Below are 18,413 nucleotides of genomic sequence, written 5' to 3'. Positions count from 1 at the left end.
TCCCCGAGCCGATCTGTTTCTACGGTGGAGCCATCCCCCGAGAAAGGAACACCATGCAGTACCGCACCCTCTCCGATGGCCGCACCGCGTTCGACGTCTCGACGCTGTGCCTGGGAGCCATGAACTTCGGTACCCGTACCGACGGGGACACGTCACGCGCCATCCTCGACCGGTTCGTGGAGGCGGGCGGCACCTTCATCGACACCGCCAACAACTACAGTCTCTGGGCGGGCGGCCACGGCCGCGAGAGCGAAGACCTGCTCGGTCGTTGGATGAGGGATCGCGGCAACCGCGACGCGCTCCGCATCGCCACCAAGCTCGGTGCCGCGCAGAAGGACCCGTCGAAGCCGCTGTCGAACACCCCGCCGACGAACTTCGAGGGACTCTCCGCCGAGGTCATCCGCCGGCAGGCCCCGGAGAGCGCCCGGCACCTCGGCATCGACCACATCGACGTGCTCTACGGCCACGTGGACGACCGCGATGTGGCTCTGACCGAGACGGTCGGCGCCTTCGGCGAGCTCCAGGAAGAAGGGCTCGTCGGCATCACCGGAATCTCCAACGTGCCGACCTGGCGCGTGGTCGAGGCGCGAGAGGAGGCGCGGCGGCAGAGCATCGCGCCCTATGGAGTGGTGCAGCAGCAGTACAGCTATCTGTACCCCGCGCCGCGCATCGGGCGGAACAACTTCGTCACGCCCGACCTGCTCGACTATGCGGCATCCACCGGCACGCCCGAGCGTCCGCAGCTCGCCATCACCGTGTACTCGCCGTTGCACCAGGGTGGGATCGCGCGTCTCGACAAGCCGCTGTGGGGTGGGGTCGATCACCCGACCAGCCACGCCCGCCGTGCGCTGCTGCACGAGGTCGCGGCCGAGATCGGCGCGACGCCGAACCAGGTCGCCCTCGCGTGGCTTCTCGGCGCGGAGGTCCCCGTGATCCCCGTCGTCGGGGTCTCTTCTCTCGAGCAGCTGGAAGAGGCGCTGGGCGCTGCCGACCTGGTGCTGGACGACGAGGTCCGCGCGCGCCTCGACGCCGAACCGGGCGATACGCGCTGAGCAGTCTGGTGGATCAGGCTCCGTACGAGGCCGGCAGCGAGCAGTAGTCGGCGAACCGCCGCACCGGATGGTCGGGGTCGCTCACATCGACGATCGACCCCGCGACCGTGTGCGGCGGCTCGTCGCCGGCCAGCTGCCACACGGCGTAGTTCCACATTCCCCTGGTGCGCTCGCCGAGTAAGGCCGCGGGTCCGGAGGCGAGCAGGATGCCCTCGCTCTTCGGGTCTTCGCGGAAAGCGGTGACCGTCGCGCGCACCCCGGCTTCGTCGCCCTCGGGCGAGTGCTCGCGGAGGACCGGCTGTCCCGCCTTCGTCAGCGCGGCCGCGAGGGCGTCGGCCGCCTGTCGCGAGCGCTCGGCATCCGCTCCGGCGACCGCGAGCAGCCGTCGGCCGCGCGGGTAGAAGTGCAGGAACTCGGAGGCGATGTCCGCCCAGACGTCGGTCATGCCTCCAGGCTACGCCCGCCTGTCGGCGCCGGCGCCGGACGCGGAAGAGCCCCCGAGCGTGGCATCGGCCGCGGTCGGGGGCTCTTGCGCGCGCTCAGTCCTCGTCGACCAGGAACCGGCTGTAGGCACCCAGCGTGAGGAAAGTCGGGAACTCCTCCTGCAGGGCGACCTCGCGGAAGATCTCCGCCGCGTCGTCGTACCGGTCGCCGTGGCTGCGCGTCGCCTGTGCGAGCACCTGCGTGATCAGTCCCTCGATGTACTCCGCCGTGATGGGGGTGCCGTCCTGTGTCGTCCGGTCCTGGTGGATCCACTGCCACACCTGCGAGCGGCTGATCTCGGCCGTCGCGGCATCCTCCATCAGATTGTCGATCGCGACCGCGCCGAGTCCGCGCAGCCAGGCCTCCAGGTAGCGGATGGCGACCGACACGTTGTTCCGCACACCCTGCGCCGTGATCGGCCGACCGATGTGCAGGTCGAGCAGATCACGGGCCTCGACGTGCACGTCGTCGCGCTGGCGGTCGACCTGGTTGGGGCGGTCGCCCAGCACCGCGTCGAACTCCGCCTGAGCCGTGGGGATCAGGTCGGGGTGGGCGACCCAGGTGCCGTCGAAGCCGTCGCCCGCCTCGCGCTTCTTGTCGGCCGTCACCTTCTCGATCGCGCGGGCCGTCACCTCGGGGTCGCGGCGGTTGGGGATGAACGCGCTCATGCCGCCGATCGCGAAGGCTCCGCGCTTGTGGCAGGTCTGCACGAGCAGGTCGGTGTACGCCCGCATGAACGGCACCGTCATCGTCACCTCGCTGCGGTCGGGAAGCACGAAGCGTGCTCCACGGCCGCGGTAGTTCTTGATGATCGAGAAGATGTAGTCCCAGCGGCCGGCGTTCAACCCCGCGCAGTGGTCGCGCAGCTCGTACAGGATCTCGTCCATCTCGAACGCGGCCGGCAGGGTCTCGATCAGCACCGTCGCGCGGATCGTGCCGTGCGGGATGCCGATGTACTCCTCGCTGAACGAGAAGACGTCGTCCCACAGCTTCGCCTCCTCGCTCGACTCGAGCTTGGCGATGTAGAAGTAGGGGCCGCGGCCGCCGTCGATCAGTGCCTGCGCGTTGTGCAGGAAGTAGAGGCCGAAGTCGACGAGGGAACCGGATGCTGACGTGCGACGACCGGCGCGATCGATGAAGGCGACGTGCTTCTCCGGCAGGTGCCACCCGCGCGGACGCATCACGATCGTGGGCGTGCGCTCCGCCGTGACCCGGTACTCCTTCCCTTCCGGGGAGGTGAAGGACAGCTCGCCGCGGATTGCATCTCGCAGCGACAGCTGACCCTCGATCACGTTCTTCCAGGTCGGGCTCGTGGCATCCTCCTGGTCGGCCAGCCAGACCCGCGCCCCGGAGTTGAGGGCGTTGATCGTCATCTTCGGATCGGTCGGCCCGGTGATCTCGACGCGGCGGTCCTCGAGACCGGGACCGGCACCGGCGACCCGCCAGTCACGGTCGTCACGGATGTGTGCCGTGTCTTCGCGGAAGTGCGGGTCGTGCCCGTTGCCGATCTCGAAGCGGCGCCGCATGCGGTCGGCCAGCCGGTCGTGACGGCGGGAGGCGAACCGGTGGTGCAGCTCGGTGAGGAAGGCGATGGCCTCGGGGGTGAGGATCTCCTCGTAGCGGTCGCGGATGGGGCCGGTGACTTCGATCGCCGGGCCCTGCTGAGTCGTCTGGATCGGAGCCGTGGTCGGGGGAGCGGTGGGAATGGTCATGATCGTGAGTCCTTTGCGTTGTGTCGAGTACTGCGACGAATGCGTCGAGCACTGCGACGAAGAGGGGCCACGCGCCCGGAGGCTCCGCGCGGCGCGCCAGCGCCGGGTGGAGGGGGCGTGGGGATCAGTGGAACTGTGCGGCTTCGGTGGAGCCGGCGAGGGCGAGAGTCGCGCTGTCGGGGTTGAGCGCGGTGGAGATGACGTCGAAGTATCCGGTGCCCGCCTCGCGCTGGTGCTTGGTGGCGGTGTAGCCGTGGGCCTCGGCGGCGAACTCGGCTTCCTGCAGCTCGACGTAGGCGCTCATGGCGCGATCGGCGTAGCCGCGGGCGAGATCGAACATCGAGTGGTTCAGAGCATGGAAGCCGGCCAGGGTGATGAACTGGAACTTGTAGCCCAGGTCTGCCAGCTCCTGCTGGAACGTCGCGATCTCGGCGTCCGACAGGTGCTTCTTCCAGTTGAAGCTCGGTGAGCAGTTGTAGGCCAGGAGCTTCCCGGGGAACTCCGCGTGGATGGCGGCGGCGAACTCGCGTGCCAGCGTGATGTCGGGCTCCCCCGTCTCGACCCACAACAGGTCGGCGTAGGGGGCGAAGGCGAGGCCGCGGCTGATGACCGATTCCAGACCCGGGCGGATCCGGTAGAACCCCTCCGTCGTGCGCTCGCCGGTGGTGAACTGCTGGTCGCGTTCGTCGACGTCGCTGGTGAGCAGGTCGGCGGCGAGAGCATCCGTGCGGGCGATGATGACGGTCGGCACCCCGGCGACGTCGGCGGCGAGGCGGGCGGCGTTCAGCGTGCGGATGTGCTGCTGGGTGGGCACGAGTACCTTGCCGCCGAGGTGGCCGCACTTCTTCTCGCTGGCCAGCTGGTCCTCCCAGTGGATGCCGGCGGCACCCGACTGGATGAGCGACTGCGCGAGCTCGTAGGCGTTGAGCGGTCCGCCGAAGCCGGCCTCGGCGTCGGCGACGATCGGGGCGAGCCAGTCCTGCGTGGTCTCGCCTTCTGCGTGCTCCAGCTGGTCCTGGCGGATGAGCGCGTTGTTGATACGGCGTACGACCGCCGGCACCGAGTTCGCGGGGTACAGCGACTGGTCGGGGTAGGTGTGACCGGCGAGGTTGCCGTCGGCGGCGACCTGCCATCCGGAGAGGTAGATCGCCTTGAGCCCCGCCCGCACCTGCTGCACGGCCTGGCCTCCGGTGTAGGCGCCGAGCGCACGGACGTAGTCCTCCGTGTGCAGGAGGTTCCAGAGGTTCTCAGCACCGCGGTGCGCGAGCGTGGAGTCCTCTCGGACCGAGCCGCGGATGCGGATGACATCTTCGGCGGAGTAGGTGCGCTCGACGCCGTCCCAGCGGGGATCGGTGTCCCAGATCTCCTGGAGCTCGGCGGCCGTCTGAACCTGGTCGCCGGCTCGCAGACCGGCGGGGCGGGGCGTCGGGGTGTGGGCGGTGTTCGTCATGGTGTCTCCTCGGTGGATCCGGCTGCGGTGCCGGTGTGGCGTGGTTCCACTGTGCGTGAAGTTCGGGACGTCGAACGACCGATACCGGAGAGAAGATCGCTCGAAATTCTGTTTCTGTGACAGAATCTGCCGCATGAGCATCGACGAAGCTGCAGAAGAGACCGACGCCCTCACGATCGGTCGTCGAATCCGCCGGCTCCGCACGGCGAAGGGCATGACCCTCGACGACCTGGCCTCCGCCGTCGATCGGGCGCCGAGCCAGATGTCGATGATCGAGACCGGCAAGCGCGAACCCAAGCTCACGCAGCTGCAGGCGATCGCCCGCGCGCTCGGTGTGACGCTCGACGCGCTGCTCGAAGGGGAGCCGCTCGACGAACGCAGCGCGATCGAGATCGCCCTGGAGCGCGCGATGAAGGGGCAGACGTTCCAGGCCCTGGGCATCGAGCCGTTCCGTATCGCGAAGAGTCTGCCGACGGATGCGCTGAAGGCCCTGCTCGCGCTGCACGGGGAGATCGATCGGCTCAAGGACGAGCGGGCCGCGACGCCCGAGGAGGCCAGGCGGGCGAACGTCGAGCTGCGGCACCTGATGCGCAGGCAGGACAACCACTTCGCCGACCTCGAGGCCAAGGCCGCCGAGATCCTCGCCGCGGTCGGCCACCCCGGCGGCCCTCTGACGCAGCGCACCGCATCCGAGATCGCGGCCTACCTCGGCTTCACTCTGCATTACGCGCCAGACCTGCCGCAGACCACCCGCAGCGTCGCCGACCTCGCGAACGGTCGGCTGTACCTGTCGAGCAGCGTGCCAGCGAAGGGTGATGCCCGCACCGCGGTGCTGCAGGCGCTGTCGAGCCGCATCCTCGGGCACTCCGAGCCGCGCAGCTATGCCGAGTTCCTGCGGCAACGCGTCGAGACCAACTACCTCACGGGCGCCCTCCTCATCCCGGAGGCGCATGTCGTGCCCGCGTTGAGGGATGCCAAGCAGCGGCGGGCGATCTCGATCGAAGACCTCCGCGATGCGTATTCGGTGTCGTACGAGACGGCCGCGCACCGCTTCACGAACCTTGCGACGCGGCACCTCGACATTCCGGTGCACTTCCTCAAAGTGCACGAGTCGGGCACGATCACGAAGGCGTACGAGAACGACGACGTGAACTTCCCGACCGATCGGCTCGGAGCCATCGAGGGGCAGATGTGCTGCCGCCGGTGGACCTCGCGCGTGGTGTTCGATGAGGACGACCGCTTCAACCCGTATTACCAGTACACCGACACCGGCAACGGCACGTACTGGTGCACCGCGCGGGTGGAGTCGTCGAGCGAGGGGCTGCACTCGGTGAGCGTCGGTGTGCGCTTCGATGACACGAAGTGGTTCGTGGGGCGCGACACCCCGCACCGCGGCGTCTCGAAGCACTCGGTCGAGGTGTGCTGCCGTCGGGCTCCCGCCGAGTTGGAAGACCGCTGGCGGGAGAACTCCTGGCCGAACGTGAAGACGCCGCGCACCCTGCTCGCGACGCTGCCGACCGGCGCGTTCCCCGGGGTCGACACGACTGATGTGTACGAGTTCCTGGAGGCGCACGCGCCGCAGTGAGTTCAGAGAGTCCCCGCTGTTTCGTCAAAAGTTAGTTTCATCTTGCTTAGTCAATCTTGACTATGTTACTTTCGACGAGCCATCAATGACGAACGGCCGAGAAGGGACCCTCATGGCTACTTCCTCTGCGGAAACCCGATTCCGCATCACTGCCACCCTGACGTGCGTTCTCGCCGCCACGCTGACGCTCGGAGCATGCTCCGCGCAGACGCCAGGCGGCGATACCGCCCCCACGAGTGCGAGCGACACCGACGCCTGCAAGCGGAATCAGGATGCCGGCACCATCACCTACATCTCCGGCTACGGCTACTCCGCCAGCGCCGGTCAGCTCGACGTGTTCCTCGCCGAGGAGCTGGGCTACTTCGACGACCTCTGCCTCGATGTCGAGATCAACGCCTCCGGCGCGAACGGGCAGCAGCTCGTGGCATCCGGTCAGGCGCAGTTCACCGCTCTCGGCTCCGCATCCGACGTGATGCTGGCCGCGGCGAACAGCAAGAACCTCACGGCCGTCGCCACCTACGGCACCACCCCGCCGTTCTCCATCTTCGGTAACGAGAAGCTCGAGAGCCTCAAGGACCTCGAAGGCGGATCGCTCGGGTACTTCATCAACCTGACCCCGATCGCCTCGGCCATGCTCGACGAGGCCGGCGTCGATGTCTCGAAGGTCGAGATGGTCAAGATGACCAACTACGACCCGACGGTCGTGGTGCGCGAGCAGGTCGATGCGATCGTCGGCTATGCCTCGAACCAGCCGCAGTCGCTCAAGGCGCAGGACCTGCCGTTCAGCGAGTTCCTCCCCTCCGACCTCGGCGTCGAGGGCACGTACAACGTGATGGAGGTCAACTCCCGCTTCCTCGACGAGCACCGCGAGGTCGCCGCCGACTTCATGCGGGCGAGCCTCAAGGCGCTGCAGTACTGCCTCGACGAGTCGGATGCCTGCATCGACAAGCTCGCGAAGTTGGCCGAGGACAACAACCAGGGCGCCGCGTTCCCGCGCGACCAACTGGCCCGCACCTGGGAGGTGGAGTCCGCCTGGGTCCGCGAGAGCGCCGGTGGCAACCCCGGTGTGCAGAACGAGTCGATGTGGGAGCCGGAGTACGCGCTCGTCGAGAAGTACGGCGACGTCAAGGACCTGCCCGCGATCGCCGACATGATGGACGCCGATCTCGTCGCCGACCTCTACGACGGCGACACCCTCATCTGGCAGGCCGAGTGATGTCGGTCGCACAGGGAGCAGGCGTCGAAGTCAGGAACGTCTCGAAGTCCTTCGGCGTCGACGGCGCGAAGGTCACCGTGCTCGACGATGTGAGTCTCACGATCGGCATGGGCGAATTCGTGTCGGTGATCGGTCCGAGCGGCTGCGGCAAGTCCACGCTGCTCAAGGTGGTCGCCGGTCTCCTCGACGCCGACTCGGGCACCGTCACGATCGACGGCGAGAGCGTCACGGTAGCGTCCCGAGACAAGAAGATCGGCCTCGTGCCGCAGTCCCCCGCACTGCTGCCGTGGAAGACCGTGCGCGAGAACGTCGAACTGCCGGTGCGCATCAACGCCAAGGCGAACACCGGGCGCGCTCTCCGCGATCCCGCGGAACTGCTGTCGACGTTCGGACTCGGGCGGGCGATGACGAAGTACCCAGGGCAGCTGTCCGGCGGCATGCAGCAGCGTGCCGCGATCGCCAGGGCATTCGTGTTCGACCCGGCCATCATGCTGATGGACGAGCCGTTCTCGGCGCTCGACGAGATGAATCGTGACCTGCAGCGCATCGCCCTGCTGGAGTTCTGGCAGTCCAACCGCAAGGCCGTCATGTTCGTCACGCACTCGGTGCCGGAGGCGATCATGCTCTCCGACCGCATCGTGGTGATGGCCGCCCACCCCGGGCGCATCGCCCAGGTGATCGACGTGAACCTGCCGCGGCCGCGCGACGAGCAGTCGTATGCCACGGAGGAGTTCCGCGAGATGGAAGCAGTCGTGCGCGATGCGCTGCGCGCGCAGACGGAGAAGGCCCATGTCTGAGCTGACGATGAGAGACACGACCGCGACCCTCGCAACCGCCCGTCTGAAGGCCCAGCCGCGCCGTGGCGTTCCGCCCTGGCTGCGCTGGGGGTCGTGGGGACCCACCCTGATCACGTTCGTGATCGCCGCGCTGCTCTGGCAGGTCGTGGCCTGGACCAACCCGTACGTGCTCCCGACGCTGGAGGCGATCGGCGGCAGCCTCGTCGACGACGCCGGCATGTACTGGTCGAACTTCCTCGTCACGCTGCTCGAAGTGGTGGTCGGAGCCTCCGCCGGCATCCTCGCCGGTTTCCTGCTGGCGGTGATCATGGCCGAGTTCCAGATCATCGAGCGGGCCGTGATGCCGCTCGTGATCATCGTGATGGTGACCCCGATCGTGGCGATCGCCCCGGCGCTGGTCGTGGCCTTCGGGTTCGGCATGGTGCCGAAGTTCATCGTGACGGGGCTCGTGGTCTTCTTCCCGATGCTCGTGAACTCGCTGGCGGGTCTGCGCGACGTCGACCAGAAGGCGCTCGACGTCTTCAAGACGCTGCATGCCTCGCGGTGGGAGATCTTCCGGGAACTGCGATTCCCCGGCAGCATGCCCTATGTGTTCGCCGGGCTCCGCATCGCGCTGCCGCTCGCGGTGGTCGGTGCCGCGGTCGCCGAGTTCGTCGCGGCGGGCCAGCAGGCCGGCCTCGGCTCGCTCGTCACCACCTCCGCTGCACAGGCGAACCTGCCCGTCACCTGGGCCAGCATCGCGCTGCTCTGCCTCCTCGGCGTGCTCCTGATCATCGTCCTCGCCCTGGTGCGCAAGCGCGTGCTCTGGTGGAGCGACGGCGAGGTCACGGCCAAGGGCTGACACGGCATCCGGATCCCGGGGCGGGCGCTCCACCCGCCCCGGGGTTCCTCCGGCGTGCCCGGAACCACTCGAGAACGACCAGAACCACCCACAAGGAAGGCACCCGCACATGACCGATCAGAACACCGTCAAGCCGCTGCGTCTCGGCCTCTTCGAGAACGCGCAGGCGAACGACTCCGGCACCGCGACCTGGCGTCACCCCGACAACGGGCGCTACCTGTTCGACAAGCTGGAGTACTGGCGCGACACCGCACGCATGGTCGAAGACGCCGGGTTCGACTTCCTGTTCCTCGCGGATGCCTGGGGCTGGGCCGACGTCGCGGGCGAACGCCCCGACATCTGCTCCGTCGAAGGGCTCGATCTGCCCCGCCTCGACCCGGCGATCATCCTCGCCGCCCTGATCCCCGAGACCACGCGGCTGGGCCTCGTCGCGACCGGCTCGACCCTCCTCGAGCCGCCCTACTCGTTCGCGCGCCGCATGGCGACACTCGACATCCTCTCCGGCGGACGCATCGGCTGGAACGTGGTCACCACGGGCACGGCCGACACCGCGGTGCAGGGCTTCGGGGTGCCGATGGTCGGTCATGACGAGCGCTACCTGATGGCCGACGACTTCATGCAGGTCGTCTACAAGCTGTGGGAGCAGGCGTGGGAGGAAGGGGCGCTGGAGCGCGACAAGTCCGGCCGTTTCGCTGACCCGTCCAAGGTGCACCGCATCGCGCATGACGGCCCCTACTTCCGTTCGCACGGCTACGGCAACACCTCGCGCTCGCCGCAGGGCACCCCGGTGCTGTTCCAGGCCGGGGCGTCGCCCGCCGGCCGGGAGTTCGGCGGCAAGCACGGCGAGGCGATCTTCGTCGGCAGCGGCTCGGTCGAGCAGCTCCGCGCGCACTCCTCGGCGATCCGGGAGGAGGCCGTGAAGAACGGCCGCGGAGCCGACGAGGTCAAGATCATGTCGGCGTTCGCCGCGATCGTCGGCAGCACGGAGGAAGAGGCGCGGCGCAAGTACGCCGAGGTCGCCGACGCGCAGAACCCCGACGTCACCGTCGCCTCCTACGCCTGGTTCACCGGCCTCGACCTGTCGGCGTACGCGCCGAACACGCCGATGTCCGAGCTCAGCACCGAGCTGTCGCAGACCCAGGTCGCCCGGTTCGCCGACAAGACCGTCGGCGACGTGCTCGGAGACTGGCACGCGCACGGTGTCGGCGCCCGCCCGATCGTGGGCACCCCCGAGCAGGTGGCTGACCGCATGATCGAGCTCGCCGACGGCGCCGACCTCGACGGATTCCTCTTCGCCCCCGTGATCCCGCCGGCGTCGACCGTCGACTTCATCGAGCACGTGCTGCCGATCCTCAAGGAGCGCGGCGCGATCGTCGAGCCGTCGTCGGAGCCGCAGTCACTGCGCGAGCGCCTGATCGGCACGCCGACCGCGGCGCTCGCCGATTCGCACACCGGATCGCAGTACCGACGGACGATGTCGCGTGTCTGACACCCTCACCGGTGTCGCCGTCGTGGGGAGCGCGAACCTCGACCTCGTGGTCGAGGTCTCGCGCCCCCCACGTGTCGGCGAGACGCTCCTCGGACGAGCCGGCGGACGCTTCTCCGGCGGCAAGGGACTGAATCAGGCCGTGGCGTCCGCCCGCAGCGGGGCGCCCACGAGGTTCTGCGCGGTCGTCGGAGACGATGAGGCCGCCGACGTGCTGCAGCAGACGCTGACGGAGGCCGGAGTCGTGGCGGCCCTCCGCCGCAGCGCCACCGCTCCGACCGGAGTGGCGCACGTGCTCGCCCTCGACGGCGGGGACAACAGTATCGTCGTCACGGCGGGTGCCAACGCCGATCTCACCCCGGAAGACGCGGTCGGCGGGATCGCAGGAGCCGGGGTCGTGCTCGCGCAGCTGGAGGTGCCCGTCGAGAGCGTGGCCGCAGGGCTGCGTGCGGGGCGCGCTGCCGGCGCACTGACGATCCTCAACGCCGCCCCCGCGCATGCCGCGACGATCGGGATGCTCGCCGACGTCGATGTTCTCGTCGTGAACGAGACCGAGTGCGTCGAACTCGGCGGCGTCGACCGACTCCATGCGGCCGGTGCGCAGACGGTCGTTCTCACGCAGGGTGCCGGGGGAGTGACGCTCCATCGCTCGGGAAGCGATCCCGTGCACGTCGCCGCCTTCCGGATCGATCCGGTGGACACGACGGGAGCCGGCGATGCCTTCTGCGGTGCGCTCGCCGCGGCGCTCGCCCAGGGAATGGCGATCGAGGACGCCCTGGTCAGAGCCTGCGCGGCAGGAGCCGTCGTGGCTCAGCACCGCGGGGCGACCACGCCGCAGTTGACGCCCGGATCGATCGCGGCGTTCGTCGACTCGCGCTGAGCCGCTACTGCGAAGGGGGCGTGGCGGGCGATGCGACCTCTTCCGCCTCGCCGGCGAACGTGTACTCACCCCCGCGCAGGCGCTCCAGCAGGTCGAGCAGCCACTGCTTCTCGGCGGTGAGGCGGGCGGTGGAGAGGTCGAAGATCTCCCGCACGTACTTCGGTGTCGTCTCGGAGCGCAGAGTGTCCTGCACGTCGAAGCCGTTCTGGGTGATGATCGCGTCGCTCTTGATGAGGCGGTGCTCGAGGCCGGCGATCACCTCCTGGCGGCTCAGCACGAACATGAACGAGGCCACGGTCATGATGGCCTGGGTGTCGAAGGCTGCGACGTTCCAGAGGTTCTCGCGCAGCATGCGCTGGAGCTCGACCTCGCCGGCCGGAGTGATGCGGTAGGTCGTGCGTGCCGGGCGCTTGCCCTCGGCTTCGGTGCCGCTCTCGGCGATGTAGCCGTCGACCTCGAGGGCGCGCAGGGCGTTGTAGATCGAGCCGGGCTGGATGTGCGCCCATTCGTCGACGTGCCACGTCATGAGCTCGCGGCGGAGGAAGTAACCGTGCACGGGCTGGAACTGCTTCACGGCGCCGAGGACGACGAGGCGGGTGGTCGACATGCCCCTCATGCTAACGGCTGGTGTCCACATTTTTATTGTTTGTATGATCAAACTTGTCTATTATGAGTACTAGTCAAAGTTGACTAACGAAAGGAAGCCGAAATGACGACTGCCGTGACCGACGCCCTGCCGCGCGACCTCGCCCTCCGCCGGGCGTTCTCGGTGTATCCGACCGGCGTCGTAGCCCTCGCCGCGCATGTCGATGACCGTGCTGTCGGGATGGCGGTCAACTCCTTCACCTCGATCTCGCTCGAGCCCGCGCTCGTCGCGATCAGCGCAGCGCGTACGTCGAAGACGTGGCCCGTGCTGAGGGCGGTACCCGAACTCGGTATGAGCGTGCTCGCCGCGCACCACGAGCCTCTGAGCCGCTCGCTCTCCGCCCGCGAAGGCGACCGGTTCGGTGGCCACGAGTGGCACCGAACCGAGGGTGGGGCGGTGCTCATGTCGGATGCGGCGCTCTGGCTCACCTGCCGCCTGCGCAGCACGTTCGACGGTGGTGATCACGAGATCGCGTTGTACGAGATCGCCGACATCACCCTGTTCGAGGACGTCGAGCCGCTCGTCTTCCACCAGAGCCGCTATCGGTCCATCGCGGGCTCCGAGAGCGTGTGAGTACTCCGCCGCTCACGACCATCGTCGGCGTGGTCGTGCCCGGTGATGGTCGGGGGCGCGAGCTCGGCTTCCCGACGGCGAACCTGGCGCTGGACCACAGTGACCTGCCCGCCGATGGGATCTACGCAGCGTGGACGCGTATCGACGATGACCCGGAGGTCTGGCAGGCGAGCGTCAGCGTCGGGACGAATCCGACTTTCGCAGGCGACCGGGAGAGGCGGGTCGAGGTGCATCTGCATGACGTGAACCTCGATCTGTACGGTCGCACGCTGGAGGTGACGCTCGTCGCCCATATGCGACCGACGCTGCACTTCGAGGGAATCGATGCGCTGGTCTCGCAGAGCGAGGCCGATGTCAGCCGCTGTCGACGGCTTCTGGCCGATCGCGATCAGGATGGAGAGCGTACGAGCCCGACGGGCGGATGATCTCCGTGATCGGCTCTGGTGCAGATCGAGTACTGTTTTACATTTCACTCCTGTGGTACTTTCTCCGCATCACCGACGATCCGGAGGAAAACCCATGCTCGCCCGCAAGAAGACCGCTTTCTTCACGTCCGCCGTCGTGGCACTCACCCTGTCACTGACAGGTGTGTCATCGGCTCATGGCGCCACCGGCTACTCCGCGCCCGAAGCTGCGGCTGCGACGAGCGCCGGGCTGCAGGCCGCGGGCGACGAGGCCGACCTCGATCCTCGCCTCGCGTCGTCGACCGACCTGGAGCTGCTGCTCCTTGTCATGACGGGACGCGGAGCCCTCGCCGATGCGCACCCCGAACTGATCGCCGAGCTCGGCATCACTGTGTCCACACAGGCGCAGGCCGACGCGATGGCGGCCGTCGCCGCGCAGTTCCTCACCGTCTCTCCCGCATTCTCCGCGACATGGGCGCCCGCGATCAGGAGTACCGACCCGGCCGTGAGGGATCAGGGCATCTCCGGATTCATGACGGACTTCATGGCTTACGTGATGTCGCACTGCCGACCCTCGTGCACCGTGTGAGCGGTCGGCCCACACCGCAGCGGATGCTCACTCCGACGAGGTGCCGCGCGGCAGTTCGTGCCGGGTGCCGCCGTCACTGCGGCGACGCCCCTTCGGAGGAGGCCCCTCGTCGGACAGCACGGTGCGGGGGACGCTCCAGCGTGCCGTGGTTCCGCGCTCCGTCCGCTGATCCAGTGTGAAGGTGCCGCCATGCAGCGCCGCACGTTCGGCGAGGTTCTCGGTCCCTCCGGGGTCGCCGAGGGACTCCGCGATCCCGTCACCGTCGTCCTGCACCGAGACGATGACCTCTCTCTCCGAGACGGCGACCGTGACGGCGCAGGTGCTGGCCTGGGCATGGTGGGCGACGTTGGCGAGCGCCTCGCGGATGACGGCGATGACGTCATCCGCGAGCTTCCCGGTGACGACCGGATCGACCGGCCCCACGAAGGTGATCGTCGGCGCGGACGGCAGCGCGGGAGTGAGTTCGGTGATCACGTCGAGCGCGCGCCGGCGCACAGGACGGTCTTTTCTCTTCACCCGGCGCGTGCGGAGCGAGAATATCCCGGAGCGGATGTCGGTGATGGCCGCGTCGATCTCCGCGACGTGCTGCTCGAGTTCTTCGGCGTGGGCGGGGTCGGTGGCAGCGAACGCCTGCAGGCTCATCCCCGTCGCGAACAGCCGCTGGATGACGTTGTCATGCAGGTCGCGGGCGATGCGGTTGCGCTCTTCGATGATGTCGAGGTGCTGCCGATCCTCTCGAGCCCAGGCGAGTGAGGTCGCGAGACCCGCCTGGGCGACGAAATCGGAGATCGCGTCGATCTCGCTCGGGGAGAAGTCGCTGCCGGATGCCACTCGCGTGACGCACAGCGCCCCGATCGCATGCCCGGCAGCCACCAGGGGGACGGCCACCGTGGGCCCTGCGGCATCCTGGTCTCCGGCCAGGCTGGCGTGGGTGTCCTCATCGGTGAGGCTTCCGCTCACCACCCTTCCGCCGGCGATGGCGTGCGCGGCGACCGAGCTCGCCGCCGGGAGGACCCCGTGTTCGTATGCGGCGGACAGCGGTCCTCGGGCAGCGTCGATGCGGAGACGGTCGGCATCCACGTGGACGACGATCGTCACCAGGTCGCAGGCGACCACGTGAGTGACGCGCTCGGCCATGACATCGAGGATGTCCTCGCGCTGAGGGGTCAGGAGCACGGCGCTCACGTCCGAGAGTGCTCGATTCAGTCGCTGCTGGCGACGAGCCTCTTCGGCCGCGCGGGCGTTGTGGATGGTGATTCCCGCGGTCGCGGCCATCGACTCGATGAGCTCCTCATCCTCGAGCGTGAAGACACCGGTTCGCCGATTCGACAGCACGAGGACGCCGCACACCTCGCCGTGGCTTCGGACCGGGACCCCGAGGAACCCCTCCATGGCAGGGTGATGCGGGGGGAAACCCGCGGACCGAGGGTCATCGCTCATCTGGTTCAGACGGATCGTGCGTCCGCTGTCGACCACCGCGCGGAACAGGGTTCCCGGCTCGGGCGGATCGGCGATCGCGGCTGCACTTCGCTGGTCGATGCCCACGTGGATGAATCGCTCGACAGCGCCGGCCGCGTCGATCACGATCAGCGCGCCGTATCGGGCTTGGATGAGGTCGGCGGCAGCTCGGACGATGCGTGTGAGAATCCTGTCGGCGTCGAGTTGGTCCGCCGCGTCCGGCGAGAAGTCGACGAGACCGCGGAGCTGGCGGCGGGTGGCGAGGAGCCGAGGTGCGCGTGTCACGGGAGCGTCGTCCCCGTCGTCCTGCTGGGGGCCGGGCGTAATATGCGTCTGTCGGCATCTGTCCTGCATCCCTCCACCTTCCCCGGAGACCGACCGGTCTGCAACGCTCAGCCGGTATATGGCAGGCGCGTCGCCGGCAGGACTCCCGCTGCCGGATGCCCGCTTTCCCGATCGAGCGGGGACCATGGTCCCGGCCGAGGCCGCGAAACGCCCGTTACGGTGCGAGAGACGTGCCTGGGCAGACCGGGCGAGCGAGCAGGCAGGAACGGGAGAGTGCGGGCATGACCTCAGTGTTCCTGGTCGACGACCATGAGATGGTGCGCAGGGGTGTCGCCGCTGTGATCCAGGCCACCCCGGATCTCGATGTCGTCGGTGAGGCGGGGGGCTATCGGGAGGCGACGAGGCGGATCGCGGCCACTCTTCCCGATGTCGTGGTCCTCGATGTGCACCTGCCGGACGGCAGCGGAATCGACCTGTGCCGGGCGATCCGGCAGAAGCATCCGGGGATGCGGTGCCTGATCCTCACGGCCTACGACGACGACGACGCGGTGATCGCGGCAGTGATGGCGGGGGCGGACGGGCATCTGCTCAAGACGGTGCGCGCTGCGGACCTTCCCGAAGCGGTGCGTGCCGTCGCTGCCGGACGTCGGCTGCTCGATCCCGCCACGGTGCGTCGGGCGACGGGCCAGGTCGCCTCGGGGTCGGCTGATTCCGCTGATCCCCGGTTCGCGTCCTTGACCATGCGCGAACGGCAGATCCTCGCTCTCATCGCCGACGCCCTGACGAACCGTCAGATCGCGGACCGGCTCGGTCTCGCCGAGAAGACGGTCAAGAACTACGTCACCTCGATGCTCGGGAAGCTGGGTTTCACCCATCGGACGCAGGCGGCGGTCTTCGAGCTCTCGCGGATGCACGACGAAGGCTGACGCGCGGACGCGGATCCTCCCGGCGGGAGGCCGAGGGACGAAGGGCCCTAGAGCGCTGCTGTCTTCTGAGTGAGGGTGGCAGAGGACGATCTGGAGTCAGGCGAAGGGACGAGACGGTGAGCATTGCGATGCACAGCGACGCCGTGGGACTTCGGGCGCGAGGGGTGGAGGGCGGAGCGAACGACGATGGGGGCGTTCGCCCGGTGATGGGGACTGCGTGGGTGGCCGGGGGAGCCGTCCGAGCGGTTGCGGGGCTGTGCGGGTGGCTGTGGGAGCTGCGCGGACGGCTGTCCGGGGTTGCGGATGGCGGGGGCGCCGTCCGGGGGACGTGGACGGCTGTGGGAGCGGTCCACGGATGAACGGATGGCTGTGGGGAGCTGTTCGGGCAGCGAGGGGCGGGCAGGCCACCCGCCCCTCGCTGGTCGTCCGCGAGTCGCGCGAGGTCAGTCCCGTGCCGTCTGCAGGAGGGTCCACAGTTCAGCCCGTGCGGGAAAAGTCGAGAGGTCGATGTCGAGCAGGCCTCCGGCCTGAGCGATGCGGGACCGCAGGGTGTGCCGATGCACGCCGAGTGCCGTCGCCGCGGATTCCGCCTTGGCATCGTGCTCCAGCCAGGTGCGCAACGAGCGCTCCAGCTCGGCGCCGGTGCGGGCATCGTGCTCGCGCAGCGGCGCGAGACGTGACTCCGCGACCAGGCGGGCCTCATCGGTCGCCAGCGCGGTGAGGATGCTGGAGCCCACCGTCTCGGAGTATCGTGCCGCCCCGTGCGTTCCCTGCTGGCGAAGAGCCGTCAGTGCTTGCGCGTGCGCCCGGGCGAACGAGTCGTACCCGTCGGGATCGGAGACGCCGATGCGGATGCCGAAGCGCGTGGCGACCTCGTCGAGCAGTGCTTCCTCGCCGGCGGAGACGCACATGGTCACGCCGTCCTCGGATTCGGCGAGGAAGACGGGAGTGCCGTGCTCGGAGCGATGCCGCTCCCACCATTCGCCCAGCGGACCGGCCGGGGCATCCGCGGCGACGGCCACGATCACCGGAGCGGGGGGCAGGCCGCCGAGCACTCTCCTCGCCAGCGTGGGATCGTCGGCGAGCAGGGAGCCGAGGAGCTGGGCGTGCAGGCGCCGCCGGCTCCGTGCGAGCTGCTCGCTCTGCTCCATCGCGAGACCTGCCATCGCGATCACCGACGTCACGACCGACCGGGCCTCGGGATCGAGCGCATCGAGTGCCAGCGCGATCACCCCTCGCAGATGCCCTCCGCGGCCCACGGTGAACAGCATGAACGCGTGCTCGCCGAGGGTGAGCGACTGACTCGCTTCCAATCCGCGCGTGAGGATCTCCATCACCCGCCCGCTCAGGGCGTCGAGTAGCTCGGCATGGAGGCGGTCGCGCGGGTGGGCGGCGACGACCGCGCCCGCGGCATCGAACATCCCCGCCCAGACGTCGAGGCGTCGTCCGAGTTCCGCGATGGTCGCCTCGAGCCCGCTGGGGCGGAGAGCTGCGAGGGCGAGGGCGCGCTGGGTGTCGAGCGCCCAGGATCGCCGGGCGTACGCCTGAGCGGCGATCGCCTCGGAGTGGGCGCGGGCCACAGCGATGAACGGCGTGCGATACGGCACCGCGAACAGTGGCATCCCGTGTGTGGCGCACGAGGCGACGAGCTCCTCCGGAATGCCCGATCGATGGACCTCGGTGCCGAAGCCGAGCCCGAGGACGCCCCGGTCGGCGAGGCGTCCCACGTAGGTGTCGATATCGATCGCCCGGTCGAACTGCGTACCCGTGGTCAGCAATGCCAGGTCCTCGGAGAGGAAGGGGGTCGGGTCTGCGAGGTCGGAACTGTGCACCCAACGCAGCGGGCGGTCGAGAGCACCCTCGGGCAGGTCCTCCTCGAGCGGTACGAGTGCGAGCCCGAGGTCCCGACGGCGCAGCAGCGCCCGCAGAGTCGGCTGCTCCGGTTCGGTGGCGGCCATGAGGAACCTTTCCGCTGTACAGTCGGGCGAACCCTTCGCCTAGATTGTACAAGTTGTCTAGTGCGGCGGCCT

17 protein-coding genes are annotated in these 18,413 nt (G+C 68.7%); 11 read left to right on the top strand and 6 right to left on the bottom strand.

Annotated elements, in window-relative coordinates:
* Positions 1-53: 53 nt before the first annotated feature.
* Complete coding sequence (locus CQ034_RS06510; protein WP_105710416.1) at positions 54-1,052, top strand: aldo/keto reductase; 999 nt, start codon at positions 54-56, stop codon at positions 1,050-1,052.
* Between the two features lie 13 nt (positions 1,053-1,065).
* On the opposite strand, the gene CQ034_RS06505 is transcribed toward CQ034_RS06510, so the two are convergent.
* The 3 genes from CQ034_RS06505 to aceA form a co-directional block, all read right to left on the bottom strand.
* Positions 1,066-1,497, bottom strand: a complete 432-nt coding sequence (locus CQ034_RS06505; protein WP_105710415.1) for a hypothetical protein — start codon at positions 1,495-1,497, stop codon at positions 1,066-1,068.
* 94 nt (positions 1,498-1,591) lie between these two features.
* On the bottom strand, positions 1,592-3,247 hold the full coding sequence (aceB, locus tag CQ034_RS06500; protein WP_105710414.1) for a malate synthase A: 1,656 nt from the start codon (positions 3,245-3,247) through the stop codon (positions 1,592-1,594).
* Positions 3,248-3,371: 124 nt separating this feature from the next.
* A complete protein-coding gene (gene aceA / locus CQ034_RS06495) occupies positions 3,372-4,697 on the bottom strand; it encodes an isocitrate lyase (protein ID WP_029260969.1) in 1,326 nt (441 codons plus the stop codon).
* Positions 4,698-4,830: 133 nt separating this feature from the next.
* Between aceA and CQ034_RS06490 the strand changes: the two genes are divergently transcribed.
* From CQ034_RS06490 to CQ034_RS06465, 6 genes are all read left to right on the top strand, one after another.
* Positions 4,831-6,282: a helix-turn-helix domain-containing protein gene (locus tag CQ034_RS06490; RefSeq protein WP_105710413.1), complete on the top strand. Its 1,452-nt coding sequence runs from the start codon at positions 4,831-4,833 to the stop codon at positions 6,280-6,282.
* A gap of 112 nt (positions 6,283-6,394) precedes the next feature.
* On the top strand, positions 6,395-7,498 hold the full coding sequence (locus CQ034_RS06485; protein ID WP_258134111.1) for an ABC transporter substrate-binding protein: 1,104 nt from the start codon (positions 6,395-6,397) through the stop codon (positions 7,496-7,498).
* A complete protein-coding gene (locus CQ034_RS06480) occupies positions 7,498-8,295 on the top strand; it encodes an ABC transporter ATP-binding protein (protein WP_105710411.1) in 798 nt (265 codons plus the stop codon). The genes CQ034_RS06485 and CQ034_RS06480 overlap by 1 nt, the downstream gene beginning before the upstream one ends.
* Entirely contained in the window at positions 8,288-9,136 is an 849-nt protein-coding gene (locus CQ034_RS06475) for an ABC transporter permease (protein WP_105710410.1), read from the top strand. The genes CQ034_RS06480 and CQ034_RS06475 overlap by 8 nt, the downstream gene beginning before the upstream one ends.
* Positions 9,137-9,245: 109 nt before the next feature.
* A complete protein-coding gene (locus tag CQ034_RS06470) occupies positions 9,246-10,625 on the top strand; it encodes an NtaA/DmoA family FMN-dependent monooxygenase (RefSeq protein ID WP_105710409.1) in 1,380 nt (459 codons plus the stop codon).
* Positions 10,618-11,502 (top strand): ribokinase, encoded by an 885-nt coding sequence (locus CQ034_RS06465; RefSeq protein ID WP_105710408.1) that lies wholly within the window; start codon positions 10,618-10,620, stop codon positions 11,500-11,502. The genes CQ034_RS06470 and CQ034_RS06465 overlap by 8 nt, the downstream gene beginning before the upstream one ends.
* A 4-nt stretch (positions 11,503-11,506) precedes the next feature.
* On the opposite strand, the gene CQ034_RS06460 is transcribed toward CQ034_RS06465, so the two are convergent.
* Positions 11,507-12,109 carry a PadR family transcriptional regulator gene (locus CQ034_RS06460; RefSeq protein WP_029260976.1) on the bottom strand — a complete coding sequence of 201 codons (603 nt, stop codon included), beginning with the start codon at positions 12,107-12,109 and terminating at the stop codon, positions 11,507-11,509.
* 102 nt (positions 12,110-12,211) lie between these two features.
* Between CQ034_RS06460 and CQ034_RS06455 the strand changes: the two genes are divergently transcribed.
* From CQ034_RS06455 to CQ034_RS06445, 3 genes are all read left to right on the top strand, one after another.
* The gene (locus tag CQ034_RS06455; protein ID WP_105710407.1) at positions 12,212-12,721 is read left to right on the top strand and encodes a flavin reductase family protein; all 510 of its coding nucleotides are present in this window, start codon (positions 12,212-12,214) and stop codon (positions 12,719-12,721) included.
* The gene (locus CQ034_RS06450) at positions 12,718-13,146 is read left to right on the top strand and encodes a riboflavin kinase (RefSeq protein WP_105710406.1); all 429 of its coding nucleotides are present in this window, start codon (positions 12,718-12,720) and stop codon (positions 13,144-13,146) included. Before CQ034_RS06455 ends, CQ034_RS06450 begins: the two co-directional genes overlap by 4 nt.
* A 94-nt stretch (positions 13,147-13,240) precedes the next feature.
* Complete coding sequence (locus CQ034_RS06445; protein ID WP_105710405.1) at positions 13,241-13,714, top strand: hypothetical protein; 474 nt, start codon at positions 13,241-13,243, stop codon at positions 13,712-13,714.
* A gap of 27 nt (positions 13,715-13,741) precedes the next feature.
* On the opposite strand, the gene CQ034_RS06440 is transcribed toward CQ034_RS06445, so the two are convergent.
* Positions 13,742-15,457: a GAF domain-containing protein gene (locus CQ034_RS06440; protein ID WP_181156240.1), complete on the bottom strand. Its 1,716-nt coding sequence runs from the start codon at positions 15,455-15,457 to the stop codon at positions 13,742-13,744.
* Between the two features lie 281 nt (positions 15,458-15,738).
* Between CQ034_RS06440 and CQ034_RS06435 the strand changes: the two genes are divergently transcribed.
* Positions 15,739-16,383: a response regulator transcription factor gene (locus CQ034_RS06435; RefSeq protein WP_029260981.1), complete on the top strand. Its 645-nt coding sequence runs from the start codon at positions 15,739-15,741 to the stop codon at positions 16,381-16,383.
* 443 nt (positions 16,384-16,826) lie between these two features.
* Here CQ034_RS06435 and CQ034_RS06430 read toward each other — a convergent pair whose 3' ends face one another.
* Positions 16,827-18,341, bottom strand: coding sequence for a PucR family transcriptional regulator (locus tag CQ034_RS06430; RefSeq protein WP_105710403.1), 1,515 nt, complete (start codon positions 18,339-18,341; stop codon positions 16,827-16,829).
* Positions 18,342-18,413: the final 72 nt, after the last annotated feature.

The sequence above is a fragment of the Microbacterium sp. MYb45 genome (assembly GCF_002979655.1).
GTDB lineage: Bacteria > Actinomycetota > Actinomycetes > Actinomycetales > Microbacteriaceae > Microbacterium.
Note: the sequence above shows the minus strand (reverse complement) of the source record. Positions and strands in the feature narration are given on the sequence as shown.

Excerpts from the sequence above, each read along its gene's own strand:
- CQ034_RS06470 (WP_105710409.1), top strand. The coding sequence starts at position 9,246 with ATGACCGATCAGAACACCGTCAAGCCGCTGCGTCTCGGCCTCTTCGAG.
- CQ034_RS06460 (WP_029260976.1), bottom strand. The coding sequence starts at position 12,109 with ATGTCGACCACCCGCCTCGTCGTCCTCGGCGCCGTGAAGCAGTTCCAG.
- CQ034_RS06505 (WP_105710415.1), bottom strand. The coding sequence starts at position 1,497 with ATGACCGACGTCTGGGCGGACATCGCCTCCGAGTTCCTGCACTTCTAC.
- CQ034_RS06475 (WP_105710410.1), top strand. The coding sequence starts at position 8,288 with ATGTCTGAGCTGACGATGAGAGACACGACCGCGACCCTCGCAACCGCC.
- CQ034_RS06430 (WP_105710403.1), bottom strand. The coding sequence starts at position 18,341 with ATGGCCGCCACCGAACCGGAGCAGCCGACTCTGCGGGCGCTGCTGCGC.
- CQ034_RS06485 (WP_258134111.1), top strand. The coding sequence starts at position 6,395 with ATGGCTACTTCCTCTGCGGAAACCCGATTCCGCATCACTGCCACCCTG.
- aceB (WP_105710414.1), bottom strand. The coding sequence starts at position 3,247 with ATGACCATTCCCACCGCTCCCCCGACCACGGCTCCGATCCAGACGACT.
- CQ034_RS06480 (WP_105710411.1), top strand. The coding sequence starts at position 7,498 with ATGTCGGTCGCACAGGGAGCAGGCGTCGAAGTCAGGAACGTCTCGAAG.
- CQ034_RS06455 (WP_105710407.1), top strand. The coding sequence starts at position 12,212 with ATGACGACTGCCGTGACCGACGCCCTGCCGCGCGACCTCGCCCTCCGC.
- CQ034_RS06510 (WP_105710416.1), top strand. The coding sequence starts at position 54 with ATGCAGTACCGCACCCTCTCCGATGGCCGCACCGCGTTCGACGTCTCG.
- CQ034_RS06445 (WP_105710405.1), top strand. The coding sequence starts at position 13,241 with ATGCTCGCCCGCAAGAAGACCGCTTTCTTCACGTCCGCCGTCGTGGCA.
- CQ034_RS06435 (WP_029260981.1), top strand. The coding sequence starts at position 15,739 with ATGACCTCAGTGTTCCTGGTCGACGACCATGAGATGGTGCGCAGGGGT.
- CQ034_RS06490 (WP_105710413.1), top strand. The coding sequence starts at position 4,831 with ATGAGCATCGACGAAGCTGCAGAAGAGACCGACGCCCTCACGATCGGT.
- aceA (WP_029260969.1), bottom strand. The coding sequence starts at position 4,697 with ATGACGAACACCGCCCACACCCCGACGCCCCGCCCCGCCGGTCTGCGA.